At 32.0% G+C, this 13,265-nt stretch carries 11 protein-coding genes; 3 read left to right on the top strand and 8 right to left on the bottom strand.

Annotated elements, in window-relative coordinates:
• Window positions 1-34: 34 nt before the first annotated feature.
• Window positions 35-3,052 carry a lantibiotic dehydratase gene (locus MHH69_RS00225; RefSeq protein ID WP_341361433.1) on the bottom strand — a complete coding sequence of 1,006 codons (3,018 nt, stop codon included), beginning with the start codon at window positions 3,050-3,052 and terminating at the stop codon, window positions 35-37.
• Window positions 3,053-3,210: 158 nt separating this feature from the next.
• On the bottom strand, window positions 3,211-3,408 hold the full coding sequence (locus MHH69_RS00220) for a hypothetical protein (RefSeq protein ID WP_341361432.1): 198 nt from the start codon (window positions 3,406-3,408) through the stop codon (window positions 3,211-3,213).
• Between the two features lie 564 nt (window positions 3,409-3,972).
• On the opposite strand from MHH69_RS00220, the gene MHH69_RS00215 reads away from it, so the two are divergent.
• Window positions 3,973-4,161: a hypothetical protein gene (locus tag MHH69_RS00215; RefSeq protein WP_122973383.1), complete on the top strand. Its 189-nt coding sequence runs from the start codon at window positions 3,973-3,975 to the stop codon at window positions 4,159-4,161.
• Window positions 4,162-4,281: 120 nt separating this feature from the next.
• A complete protein-coding gene (locus MHH69_RS00210; protein WP_122973382.1) occupies window positions 4,282-5,739 on the top strand; it encodes a hypothetical protein in 1,458 nt (485 codons plus the stop codon).
• Here MHH69_RS00210 and MHH69_RS00205 read toward each other — a convergent pair.
• The 5 genes from MHH69_RS00205 to MHH69_RS00185 all read right to left on the bottom strand — a co-directional run bounded on the left by MHH69_RS00205 (window position 5,729) and on the right by MHH69_RS00185 (window position 10,998).
• Window positions 5,729-6,298, bottom strand: coding sequence for a hypothetical protein (locus MHH69_RS00205; protein ID WP_341361431.1), 570 nt, complete (start codon window positions 6,296-6,298; stop codon window positions 5,729-5,731). The two genes, MHH69_RS00210 and MHH69_RS00205, sit on opposite strands and share 11 nt — an antisense overlap.
• 226 nt (window positions 6,299-6,524) lie before the next feature.
• On the bottom strand, window positions 6,525-7,709 hold the full coding sequence (locus MHH69_RS00200; protein WP_341361430.1) for a CaiB/BaiF CoA transferase family protein: 1,185 nt from the start codon (window positions 7,707-7,709) through the stop codon (window positions 6,525-6,527).
• A gap of 263 nt (window positions 7,710-7,972) precedes the next feature.
• The gene (locus MHH69_RS00195; protein WP_341361429.1) at window positions 7,973-8,272 is read right to left on the bottom strand and encodes a DUF6509 family protein; all 300 of its coding nucleotides are present in this window, start codon (window positions 8,270-8,272) and stop codon (window positions 7,973-7,975) included.
• Window positions 8,273-8,360: 88 nt separating this feature from the next.
• Window positions 8,361-10,007, bottom strand: coding sequence for a methyl-accepting chemotaxis protein (locus tag MHH69_RS00190; RefSeq protein ID WP_341361428.1), 1,647 nt, complete (start codon window positions 10,005-10,007; stop codon window positions 8,361-8,363).
• Between the two features lie 13 nt (window positions 10,008-10,020).
• Window positions 10,021-10,998 carry a BMP family lipoprotein gene (locus MHH69_RS00185; protein WP_122972710.1) on the bottom strand — a complete coding sequence of 326 codons (978 nt, stop codon included), beginning with the start codon at window positions 10,996-10,998 and terminating at the stop codon, window positions 10,021-10,023.
• A 223-nt stretch (window positions 10,999-11,221) separates the two neighbouring features.
• Here MHH69_RS00185 and MHH69_RS00180 point away from each other — a divergent pair, with 223 nt between their 5' ends.
• Complete coding sequence (locus MHH69_RS00180; protein ID WP_341361427.1) at window positions 11,222-12,403, top strand: alanyl-tRNA editing protein; 1,182 nt, start codon at window positions 11,222-11,224, stop codon at window positions 12,401-12,403.
• A 43-nt stretch (window positions 12,404-12,446) separates the two neighbouring features.
• Here the strand turns inward: MHH69_RS00180 and MHH69_RS00175 are convergent, their stop codons facing one another.
• A complete protein-coding gene (locus tag MHH69_RS00175; RefSeq protein WP_122972708.1) occupies window positions 12,447-13,262 on the bottom strand; it encodes a metallophosphoesterase in 816 nt (271 codons plus the stop codon).
• Between the last annotated feature and the right edge of the window lie 3 nt (window positions 13,263-13,265).

Genomic DNA, 13,265 nt, shown 5'->3' with positions numbered 1-13,265 from the left:
CAAATTTTAAAAAGCCGTGATGACGGAAATGAACTTAATGTGTAGTTAAAGCTTTATAGGACTCTTCCTTCAAATAGTAATAAATCATATTTAACATCTTTTCTTCTTCTGTATTATGGATACCTAATCTGTTTAGATGCATATGAAGAATCGATGCAATGTAATACTCGTTCATACTAAAGTTATTTAGAAAATCTTTATACTCTTTCAGCCTCTTCTTCCACATTACGCCTATATCAGAAGTGAGAAAGCTATTTAAACCTTGTTCAACTTTATCCTTTTTTCGATTCTCTTTAATTTCCTTTCGATAATCTTTATAATATTTCTTATTGATATTGAAGTTTTCACCTATCCAATTAAGTAGTTGCCCCGCTTCAATAAATTCATTTAACATCGCAGTTGAGATAATGGTTAAAATATAATATTTAATATCTTTATTAGCCTCAATTAACCTTAATAAATGTAAAACAAGGAGAGAATCTACAATAAATACATTTTCCGCTAAAGTTATTCCTTCGGGTCCACCATATCTTTCCAACTCCCTTTTATACCTTGTATAATTAGCATCATAAATTAAACGTTGTTCAAAAAGATAGTTTAAAAGTTGATGCAAATTATCTTGTACGATGTTCTTATTCCCTTCAAAAAACTTCACCCTTAGACGAATATGAGGTCTTGGATCGGCATATTTAATATAAAAAACTTCTCCTATGCCATCGATTTTCTGAATAAATTCTAATAAATTTTTCGTTAATATTTTGATATCTTTCCCTATTTGATAATAAAGCTTTACATAAAACCAATTTTCAGGATATCTATTAGTCGATAAATTTGATTCATATAAAGTTAGTTGTTTCGAAGTTTTTTGCTGTTGATTTTCATTTTTTAATTGTTTTTTAACAAAGACAGAAAACACAATTTCATTAATAAATAAATCGTTATTATTATCTTTTAAAATACTTTTATAATTTAATTCATCTGCCTCAACAATATACAGTCGCTTTTTACTGGCAAGTTCTTTAATTAAAATTTCCTTGCTATAGTTAAAGTTTAGATCAATAAGGACGAAATTATCATAATCTACAATCTTTACGAAACGAGGAACATTATATTTTGCTATAAACTGATTCACATACTCTTCAGCCTCTTTTTTGTCCTTTATTTGCAAATTCCAGCTTTTAGGTTGTATTATAAAATCCCCACATTTAATACGAGGTAAGCTAGGCTTATTATCAAGAATTCCCCAGTTAAAAGATTGCGTTGAAAAGTTATTATATAGCTCAACATCAATCATAAATCGATATATATTTGGGGTATTCATTTGATGATTTAACATATGTGAAATAGTGAATTTAAGATCTTTCCTTAACTTTTTACTATAAAACTTCAGTTTTTCACCATCTGTATAAACGTAAATATCTTCTAAATCCACTAATTCTTTTGCGGCATTATGGAATGAGGAAATGGAGATTTCATATTGATAACTTGAAGGTGCCTTCATCACATTCGAAGCCCTCGGAATAAAAGGACTCAAAGTTACATTCACTAGCTCAACATTAGAATCAATGGATAATAAATCTTCCTTTTGTTTACTTAAAAACGTTTTTACTTCTTTTTCAGGTAAACCGTATAAAAATCTTCCTGCCGTTCTTCCAGCAAATGGCGAAAAAATATTCCCTGACGGATAAATGCGGTAATGATCACCATCTTGATAAACAGATACGTAAATATCTGCACTTCCCTCTTTTAACTCTGTTGAATCAATTTCAAAATTTACTAGAAGTTCTTGTATATCAATTTCCTCAATTTTTTCATGTAGTAATAAAGTTATAAATTCATTAATAAAGTTATTTTTTTTAGGAGGTTGAAAGCTATTGGAATTGTAATATTCAAAGTCCAATACACTAGACGGATTTAAATAAGTCGGCGGCGGTCCTAATTCACTTTTATCATTAATTAATGTTTTAATAGGAACACCTACATTTATACCGTAGTTATCCATAAACTTATTTAAGTAATATTCCATTACTTTATCTCTCGAATCTAATAAAGCTCCTATTTTATACATAATTTGTGAGTACTTTATAAACTCCTTTTTTAAGGAATACGGTAAAGCTAGCTTTTTTGAATAAAAACTATCGATTTGGTAATATTCTTTTACTTCAACAAATTCTTTCATTACCTTTTCTTTTTCTAAATAACTGTCATCTAACCCCGTTACAGTAATACTATCTAAAAATAAAGTGTATGGTTTTGCAGCATCACCTAAACTGTTTAATAAATTTTTCAATTCTAAAATTTTATCTTCAACTGAGTTCGATATTCTTAGATTAGAGATTAAATACTCTTTATGTAATAAATTTTGTAAATAATTCAACGCGTCCACTTCTTCAATTTTCTGTTTACTTAAAATAGAAAGAAAACTCTCTACACGATTACCTGACTTAAAATAATTTAATGTGTATTCGAGTAAATTTGTCTTTTTCAAATTTACCTCTTTTATCGAAGTCTTTTCGTCAGCATCACTACTTGTATAATAAGCTAGATAATATGTGGAGTCCTCTTCGATTATTAAATCATTTGTTTTTAATTCTAAAGAACGAAGTATTTTAAAATCGTTTTCCAATTTTAAAATAAATCCGTTTAGCCATTCTTCGCTAATTCTTATTTGCGGGATCAAATCACTTTTTGAAATTTTCGGTAGTTCAACCTCCTGATTTTCAAAAGTTCCCAATGCAACGGATGAAAACAAACTAAAAGGAGTAGGTCTACTATAAAACCTTTTATAGTACTTTATTAGAGAATGTAATATATTATCAATTTGCTTTTTACTTTTAACCTCTAGATTTGTAAGGTTGTGGAATAAAGAGGGGCTTGCTGTTTTAATATTAAATACAAACTCATTATCTTCTAATAAAAACTTGATTAATTGGATTTTATTAAAATTATCGGAATTAAAACGATTTAAATGATCAATTAAATGATTCACAGGCCTATTTGGAAATCTAACAGTGACAAACTCACCTATTTCAAAATTTAAGGAGCTTAACATATTTTTGTATACCTCCTGATTTTCCAACGTAATTTTTTAATCATGTTTATTACTTTTAATTTTCTGAAATAATTATTATAATTAATAATTGTAGACATAAGGAGGCCTAGAATAATTTTATTTTTTTTCTTCTAAAGAATTAAATAATTTTATTTTAATTAAAAGCAGGACATAGTACAGAAACTTGTACAGTTGCATGTACAAGTAGATTTGCACGTAACTTTAGTTGCTAATTTAGTAATAACTGACCAAGTTTCTAAATCACCAGATAGCTCCATAGCGTCTGCCGTAATTTCAAAGTCTAGTGCAAAATCATCTTTACTAAATTTTAACTCAGGATTTTGTTGTAAATTCAATATAATCCGCTCCTTTTTAGTGCCTCCTTATGCCTATTTAAAATCTACCTTATTCCCTCAAAGATATAAAGATAGTTTGAAAAAAATGGTAAAAAAAGATTAGGTAGTTTCATCATTATTTACTACAAACTAAATTTAATTTTTAGAAAATTCAATTTTTAGATACACCTTATATCCTACTGTCTATTTAAATTATAAATATTGGTATTTATATAAATAAATAGACCTATTTAAAACCATTATTCCTTTTAAAAAATTATCTTCTCTCTCCCGATCTATGTATAAATCGCTATACTTGATTAAATTTTTATCATTTTTTCAATACATCTTATACTTTAATTTCAAAGTTAATGTACTTTCTCACTTTTATTTGGAAGAAAAAAATAGTAAATCAACTAATCACTTCCACCTTCCAATTTTCTTTCATGAATTAATCCAGTCTACTGAATATGATAATACTTTCGTTCTACTCAATTCCTAATAGATAAAAAAACTAAAACAATTGCCACGATTCATTTTGATTGTTACCATCAAAGTAAATCTAGAAATAAAAGAGGTCAATAAATGAAAGAACGTAAAAATAAAAGACACTTTTACATCTGTCTTTTCATCTCGGTACTGTTTACCATTAATTTGATTAGAACGTATTCAACTACTGGTGAGTTACCAGTTGGAAACGCTATTTTTACTGGTGTCATTTACATTGCAACAATTTTATCGGCCATGACATTAAAAACGAGCTCAAAAAAATAAGCCAGTGCTTAAAATGCCCCGACATCCCTGAAGTATTTAGATACTTTAGATTTTTTGTACAACGATATACAAATATTTGATATATTTTGGTTATGATTTTTCTTTGGAAGGAAGATGAGTATGCTAAAAATTGATGAGCAACTCCTCAATGAATCAAAGGGATTAATAGGACAACCTCTCGAAGATGCTATTTTCAACCTTCAGACGAAAAAATTGCATTTTGATATTTTCGGCGCTGTGCTTCCGAAAGATTTATTATTAGTTAATTTAGAAAAAGCTAGAGATCTTGTCGTATCCATTGCTCAAAAACATTGGGGAGAAGTTGATTTATTTTTACATGCAACATTACAAAAAACATCTATTGATCTTGAAAATGCAAATCAGCGGCTTATCTCCTACTTCTCTTCACCCCAAGGAACAAAAGCCCTTTTTGATTATTTGTTAGTACATCATTCAATGGAATTTGAGAACTTAATTACCCTTGTATTTGGTAAAGAAGTGAAACTATCAAAATCCGTTGGCGGATTAAGACAAATCCATCTATACAAAATCGGGAAAAAATTCTTTATACATATCATATACAACGACCATTCCTCATTTTGGAATGTATTGTTTTTGAAAAAAATTTATTCTATTTTTATACAAACACCGTTAGAGGACATCCAAAATCCGACTCAATTATTAAAACAATTTAAATTTTTGTTGGAGCAATTCTACACGCTAAATCAATCGGTTATTATTATGAATCAATTGATTTCCTATATTGATAATGAAAATATTCGTTCCTATCAATTAAAGGAATTCCATCTATTTAATTTGATCGCGCATTATAACGGAGGAAAAAGACATTTTCGCAAATTAAATGCAATGATTGAGGAAATTATTGTTAATTGGGGAAAAGGAAAATGGGCTTTATCTGAAAAGGAGTATACGCTTTTAATCTATATACAAGCCATTACGGCTTACAAACAAAGTCATGTAGACAAAGTAATTGAATATGGTAAATATTTAATTACAAAAGATCGGTTAATTAATCATGCCATTGAATTACTATTGGAATATAGTGATGTATTGCCCAACTTAAAGCCTGAGCCATCAACACTTGTAAAACGATACGATAAAAACTATTTGGAACATATCTTTTTTATATTAATCGACGCCCTTGTTCAAAATAAACAATTCAATGAAGTAATCCAACTAATTCAACAGCATGAAATGGCATCTTGTACAAGTATATATGATTATTTCAATATACTAGACATGAGACAAGAAGCATTATTTAAAATTGAAGCAACTGTTCAAAGGGATATTGCCTACATTGTCCATAACTCACCTCAATATGTATGGCAATCTATTGAAGTTTGGTTACAACAATACCAAAATGAAGAAAGTCCTTATTTCGAAATTTCAGAGATGACGTCTAAACATTTATGCAATTTGTTAAAGGCACTATTTGCAACAGAACAGTTTGAGCTTTTTGAGAAGTTAATGGAAATCTATAATAAATATTTGAAAGTAAATTCCCACTTTGACGACTTAAAAGAGTTTGTCTCTCAATATGTGAAAGTTAAGCAATAAAATAAGGAAGGGATAATTGCTTCGAATTTCTTTCATTATCACAAATATAATGTTTTATTTTTCCTTCATAAATTAACGTTAAATATGGAAAGTCCATAAAATCATTAGGTTTTATAAAAAATGGACTTCGACCACATAGGGAAAGCCCTACTTGTTCAAACAAGGTTGCAATAAACTGAGAGCAAAAAAAGGCGTTTTCCCTTTTTACTTTTAATCGACACATAACTCCAAATAATCCGATAAAATTATACTTATATGCATCTTTAAACTGTTTATAATATTGAATACTATTTTTTAACAATGTGTATTGTTCATTTGTAACAGAGCAAGCATATATAGCACAGTTTGCTTCCCCTAATAAATTCGATGAAGGATTTTCGTGAACAAATCCACCTATAAACGGATTCTTTTCCCTTTTCCTCCCAAAGCTATACATTTCTTTTAGCTCTGGATCAAGTGAAATTGAAACATGGGTAAAATGATGTTGTGTATATAAATGAATCGCCCTCGATAAAAGAGTTTTCGTTTCAGTCAAAACAATATAAACTACTTTATCCATATAATGTACCTCCTAAAAGCCAAAAACCATGTCTAGTATTAATACTAGTCAATATTTATGAAGATTTGTTACCGAAAATTATTAAGATTTCCTTAAATCGATAGACCTACTTATATGGAAATACGTTTCTAATTTGGAAAAGTTTCAAAAAAAGAGCTATCTCATAAAAATTGAGACAACTCTTTTCATGAAACCGTCAATTAATAATGTCCTGTTACCCTTTTAATTACTCCAAAACGCCCTTTTCTTTAAATCGTTGAATCTCTTCTTCTGAATATCCTAATTGAACTAAAATTTCTTCTGTATGTTCCCCAAGTTTCGCTCCTACAAATTTATAGGTTGGTTCAACTTGATTAAATTTAATTGCGGTTCCAATTTGCTTTTGCATTTTCCCATCCTTTTCTGGAACTTCTACAATCATATTACGGGCCTGAATTTGTGGGTGATGGCATGCCTCTTCGAAATTTAAAACTGGTTCTACACAGCCTTGAAAATCTTCACTGAATACCTCTAACCATTCATTAAAAGTTTTTGTTAAAAAGGCATCTTTCACCGCTTCCTTAAATCGTTTTTGTGTATAGGAGGAGTCATTGAAAGTACTTTGTATTAATTCTGGTATTTCTAACGCTTCACAAAGTAACTTTCTAAACTGCGGTTCTAAACTTCCGACCGAAAAATATCGACCATCCTTTGTTTGATAATAGTCATAGAAAGTTCCTCCATTTAATATTTCTTCCTCCGGTTTAGGTAAATGTCCACCAGCTAAAAAGGAAGTCCCGTATAGTGCATTAAAGGTAAATGCAGCATCGGTCATTGAAACATCTACATATTTTCCTTCTCCCGTTTGTTCTCGGTGAAAAGCTGCAGCTAGCACCCCTACCGCTGCATGTAAAGTTCCTCCAGCAATATCTGCAATTTGTATCCCCATAGCTACAGGTTTTTTCCCCTTCAACCGAGAATGATCAAGAACACCTGCGATAGATAAATAGTTATTATCGTGTCCTGGGCGGTGTCTATAAGGCCCAGTCTGACCATATCCAGTTATCGAGCAATAAATAATTTTCGGATTTACTGCCTTAAGTGATTCGTAATCTAAACCAAGTCGTTTCATAACACCAGGTCGGAACCCTTCAATTATAATGTCATATTCCTGAATTAAAGATTTAACAATTTTAACCGCTTCTTCCGTCTTTAAATTTAATGTAAGCGATTTCTTAGAACGGTTTAAATGTTGGTGAATATAAGATTCCTTATGCTCATCGTAGGGGGGCATTATACGCATTAAATCCACCCTTCGTGATGATTCAACGTGAATAATATCCGCTCCATAATCGGCAAACATCATCGTAGTAAATGAGCCTGGTAACATTGGTGAAAAATCGAGAATTTTTAAACCCTTCAAAAGCGTCATTTTCCCATCCCCTTTAATGTACAAATCGCTAAAAATACACCGCCTAAATTTCCATCCAATTTTTTAACAAAACGAATCTGTTTTAATACAGATTAAATAATTAATAACAGTATTATAACAGTATTTTTTTCAAATTTATACATTTTCATTGTATTTATAAAAATTATCTGAGAATTATCTGGGGTTAAATTAGGGAATATGCTAAACTCCTGAAAAAGCATTACGAAAAAAGGAGGCACAAGTTATCTTGTGCCTCCTTCTGCTTATTCGACATCTTCCTTTAGCAATTGTTCCTTACAGAAATCCAAGATGAATGCTTCTTCATCATCTTCTAATGCAAAATCTAAATAGTCGTTTTTCCCTTTATCCTTGATAAAATAATTTAGTAAATACGTTTCGCCCTCTGGCTTTTGTCCAATTAAAACACGAACCTCAATACCTGCTTCAGAATAAAGCTCATCTTCCTCATCTACTTCGACGTCCAGTAAAAATTCAAAACGTTTTCCTTCTATGATATTGGTTGGATCCTTTATTTCTTCCATTGAGAATTGTGTAATTTCCATAAACGTTACTCCCTTACTATTTAAAGCTCCTAAAGCATTATGTAACCTGCTTCCTTGGCTAGTTTATTTTATCATACACGTACTCTCGTTAAATTGTAAATTTAGATAACTGCTTTTGTAGCTCTTCTGCAAGATGGGCTAGAGAAACGGCAGCTCCAGTAATTTCTTCCATCGATGCCAATTGTTCTTCGGACGTTGCCGCTACTGAAGAAGAATTATCTGAAGTTGCTTTCGATACTTCTGACATTGCTTTCGAATGATCCGACACTTTAGAAACATCCTGTTCGATTTCATTTGTGACGACTGTAATATGATTTACTTGCGTTTGAACGTCTTGTACTGCTGCTAAAATTTCATCAAAGGTAGTTTGCGTATCTGAAGCAATTTTTAACCCTGTATTTACTCTTTCTTTCACATCATTAATAGAGCTTACGGTTTTCTCTGTATCAACATCAATTTGTTTTGCAATTTCTGTAATACTAGATACTAAACTTCTTGTTTGTTCTGCCAACTTTTTCACTTCATCTGCTACAACCGCAAAACCTTTTCCTGCTTCCCCGGCTCTAGCTGCTTCAATCGATGCATTTAAAGATAGTAAGTTTGTTTGGTCAGCTACTTCTGTAATTTTAGACAATACTTGTACAATTTCTTTTGTTTGATTGTTTAACGTAACTAAAGCACCATCCGTCTCTTCAACAGATTGATTAATTCTTTCCATTTGTAAAACAGTCTCTTTTACGTAATTCGATCCTTGTTTTGTTCTTTCACCTGTTGAAATAGATAATTCCTGTGCTAAAGTTGCTTTTTGCGAAATTTCTTTCACTGCCACTAAGCTGTCTTCCGCCGATTGAGTAGATTCAATGGACATCATTGATTGCTTTTCTGCCCCGCTAGATACTTCTTGAATCGATGTAGAAATTAATTCGGCACCTTTCATCGTTTCGTCTGCGCTGGCCATCAATTCTTCTGCAGAAGCTGCAACTTGACTAGAACTATCTTGCACATGGGTTAAGAATTCTCTCAAGTTGTTTGTCATTTTCTTAAATGCCGTTTGTAAAAAATCAATCTCATCTTTATTTTTATTGTCTTCTATTTCAATCCCTAAATTACCATTTGCAATTTCTTCTGCATTATGAATAACTTTGTAAATACGTTTCACTAGTCGATTAACCGCTATGTATGAACCAACAATTGTTTCAATTAAAAGTAAAGTCAATAGAATAACGGAAATCCAAATAATTTGGTTAATATTTTGTTGCAAATCCGCTTGCATATTTGCATATTGGGTAGAAATATTTCGTTTCAATTCAATAACATCATTAATTAAACCTTTTGTTCGAATCGATTGTCTTTTAATTTCTGCTTGGTTGTCTTCATTGACCGCTTTTGTCGATTCATCTAAAACTTCCTCATATTTCTTTTTAATTTTTTCAGCATATACTTGTTGTTCTTCATTTAATGTAGGTACTAATTCATTAAATATCGTTTGAATCGATTCCAAGTCTTGATTAATATCATTTTTGTTACTTTCAGATACATTTAGAGCATATCCACTTAAAGATTTTTGAAGACCTTTAGCAGAACTATTTAACTCTTCAACTGTAATAAGCGACTCAACAACTTCTTCAGTAGAAGACTTCAACATAATTAACTGACTAATATTAAACCCAATAATACATGTAGAAAACACTAAAGGAACAATAGCTAATAGTAATATTTTTGGTTTCAACTTCATCTTTTTATCGCTCCTACTCTAAAACGGTAATCGTACCGTTTGAAATGTCTTCAATAAATTGATCAATTTTCGTTTGCTCCGAAGGGATAAGTTCGATGGCGCGAATCGGTGCAATAGCTACTCCATTTTCCTTTAGCCCTAGTTGTTTATTTTTTTCTGCAATTTTGCCTGTTTCTACTAACTCTTTAACCGTATCATAAATAGCTACATCTACTTGTTTAACCATGGAAGAAACAACGGATTTTTCAGCTAGATAAAACTGGTCACTATCGACACCGAAGGAATAAACTCCTTGGCGTTGGGCTTCTAGTATGACCCCTACTCCCGTAAATCCTGCAGCTGGATAAATGTAATCTGCTCCAGCAGCAATCATCTCTCTCGCTATACTTTCTCCTAATTTATCATCACCAAAGGTACCGGAATATTTTGAGAGGATTTTTGCATCGGGATTGACAGCTTTTACGCCTTCAACAAATCCTTTTTCAAACTTCCGAATAAGTTCAGCCTCTTCACCGCCTACAAATCCAACCGTATCACTTTTTGTTTTCATACCTGCTACTACACCAATTAAAAATGAACCTTCCTCTTCCTTAAAAGTAATTGAATTCACATTTGGTAACTCTGATTGGGCGTCGATGATTAAGAAAGAACTATCTGGATATTTCTTTGCAACCTTTTCCATGTCTTCTTGAATGGAAAAGCCTAGTCCAATAATAAGATCATTTCCTTCTTCAACTAATTGTTCTAGCCCTTTCTCATACGTTTCCGTATCTTTTAACTCACGATAATCAAATGAAATGCCAAGTTCATCTCGAGCTTTTTCAAGTCCCATAAAGCCCATATCTGAAAAGGATTGATCACCTAACCCTGCATCAGATAACATAATTCCAACCTTTAACTGGTCGTTTTCAGTAGTTTCTTCATCATTTGAACAAGCAGATAGAACTACTATACAAATAATAAAAGTTACTAAAAAGATAACTCTCTTCATTATAAACACCCCTACTTTTGTACCTTGTTTAATATTTGATTTTCAACTAAATTCGTATAAATTTACTATTTTATGTTCTATTAGTTTACAATACTATACTCACAATGAAAACATTGAAAATGTAAAAATAGTAATAAAAAAGATAAAATTCGCCATTAAGTGACACTTTCTAATATATATGTAAAAATAGTTTTAACTGGAAATAAAAAAGGAGCAAATGATCATGAGAGAATTATTCTATTATCAAGATTCCATGATGAAACAGTTTAAAGCTAATGTTGTACGGACAGGAATCGATGGAGAAAGACCGTTTATTGTCCTTTCTAATACGGCGTTTTATCCAACAGGTGGAGGGCAGCCCCATGATACAGGTTATATTGATGACCTTCGAGTAGTTGATGTAGAAAAAATAGGTGATGAAATCCTTCATTATATTGAAGGCAATTTCGATTCTCTTAATAATGAGGTCACAGGCATATTAGACTGGGATAGAAGATTTGATCATATGCAGCAACATTGTGGTCAACATATTTTAACCGCCGCCTTTGTAGAATTGTTGAATATCCCAACAGTTAGTTTCCATTTAGGAAGTGAGCTTGTAACAATCGATCTAGCAACTGAACAATTAACTGACGAACAGCTTGCCCTTGTGGAAAAACGAGCAAATGAAATCATTTTAGAAAACCGTCCAATCGAAACTAAATGGATTACGAAAGAAGAACTTCCTAATTTCCCATTACGTAAAGACGTTTCCGTCGATGAAGATATACGCCTAGTCATTATCCCAGACTATGATTATAACGGATGTGGTGGCACTCACCCTACGTCTACAGGGCAAGTAAGCACCATTAAAATTATGGGGACCGAAAAAATGAAAAAGAATATTCGGGTATCCTTTGTTTGTGGGAATCGCGTGCTAAAACAACTCGCTATGCGAAAAAATGTTTTATCGGATGTGGCAAGACAATTAAGTGTACCGGAAGAGACGGCAGCAACAGCTCTTAAGAAAGTATTAAATGAGGTAAAAGCGACTGAAAAAGCTTTAGAAGAGGCTCAAAATCATTTACTGGAATATGAAGCAAAAGAGCTCGTGGCAAACAGTGTAAATAACATTGTTGCATGCACCTTCGAAAACCGTACTGTTCAAACATTACAAAAGCTTGGCCGCGCTGTAGTAAGTCAACATAGTGAATTAATTTGCCTTTTCGTTGCAAACAACGAAGATAAACTCCAATTTATTGCAGCCCGCGGAGCTGATGTAAAAAAGAATATGAAGGAAATTTCCACTGCCATTTTACCGTTAATCAATGGGAAAGGTGGCGGAAATGAAGGCTTTGTTCAAGGTGGCGGAGAAAAAGTCCTTTCAGCCCAAGAATTATTGAAAGAAATGAAACAAAATATATAAAGCAAATGGCGAGCTGTGACAGCTCGCCAATCTATATTCTTTCCTATATCGATTTAAGTTCAACTACTACAATTTCAGGTAAATTGAAAATACGGAATGGAAACCCACTATTTCCTAATCCACGACTAACATTCATAACTGTTTCGCCGCCTTCATAGGTTCCCGCTGTATATTTCGGGAAAAACCCTTGGCCAGGTGCAGCTAGTCCACCAATTCCCGGTATTCGTACTTGACCTCCATGAGCATGACCTGAAAAGACAAGATCTATATGATTCTCGACGTATGTAGTAAATTGTTCAGGGCGATGGGCTAATAAAATCATTAAATTCTCTGGATTTACCGTCGACAACGCTTCGTTTAACATACTTTGCGTATCATGTCCATTTAACGGATCTTCAATTCCGGCAACAGAAATACTCTGTTCTTCCCTTTTAAGGGTTACAGAAGAATTGGCCATAACATGAACGCCCATTTCCTCCATAACATTATAAATTTCATCTACTTTATTCGTAGCTACTTCATGATTTCCAATGACATAATAAACTTCAGCAATTTGAACAAACTGACGGACAGCATCTAAACTTTGCTCTAAATCATAACGGTTGCTATCAATGACATCACCCGTAATAAAAATGACATCTGGATTTGACTTTTGTACTTTCTTCACTAAATTTTGCTGATTATCGCCAAAGACGGCATCGTGTAAATCTGATACTTGGGTAATTCGAAAACCATCAAAGTTTTCAGGAACTTCTTCCGACTCATATACATGTTCCGTTGTCACAATCCAATGGTTATTTATATATAAAAATAAATAGATTACGATAATAAATAAAAATAATTTTACAATTCTTTTCAAAAC

This window comes from Ureibacillus sp. FSL E2-3493 (genome assembly GCF_038077515.1).
GTDB lineage: Bacteria > Bacillota > Bacilli > Bacillales_A > Planococcaceae > Ureibacillus > Ureibacillus halotolerans.
This window is presented reverse-complemented; position numbering and strand designations above follow the sequence as displayed.

Excerpts from the sequence above, each read along its gene's own strand:
- MHH69_RS00215 (WP_122973383.1), top strand. The coding sequence starts at position 3,973 with ATGAAAGAACGTAAAAATAAAAGACACTTTTACATCTGTCTTTTCATC.
- MHH69_RS00190 (WP_341361428.1), bottom strand. The coding sequence starts at position 10,007 with ATGAAGTTGAAACCAAAAATATTACTATTAGCTATTGTTCCTTTAGTG.
- MHH69_RS00185 (WP_122972710.1), bottom strand. The coding sequence starts at position 10,998 with ATGAAGAGAGTTATCTTTTTAGTAACTTTTATTATTTGTATAGTAGTT.
- MHH69_RS00205 (WP_341361431.1), bottom strand. The coding sequence starts at position 6,298 with ATGGATAAAGTAGTTTATATTGTTTTGACTGAAACGAAAACTCTTTTA.
- MHH69_RS00180 (WP_341361427.1), top strand. The coding sequence starts at position 11,222 with ATGAGAGAATTATTCTATTATCAAGATTCCATGATGAAACAGTTTAAA.
- MHH69_RS00225 (WP_341361433.1), bottom strand. The coding sequence starts at position 3,052 with ATGTTAAGCTCCTTAAATTTTGAAATAGGTGAGTTTGTCACTGTTAGA.
- MHH69_RS00195 (WP_341361429.1), bottom strand. The coding sequence starts at position 8,272 with ATGGAAATTACACAATTCTCAATGGAAGAAATAAAGGATCCAACCAAT.
- MHH69_RS00210 (WP_122973382.1), top strand. The coding sequence starts at position 4,282 with ATGCTAAAAATTGATGAGCAACTCCTCAATGAATCAAAGGGATTAATA.
- MHH69_RS00200 (WP_341361430.1), bottom strand. The coding sequence starts at position 7,709 with ATGACGCTTTTGAAGGGTTTAAAAATTCTCGATTTTTCACCAATGTTA.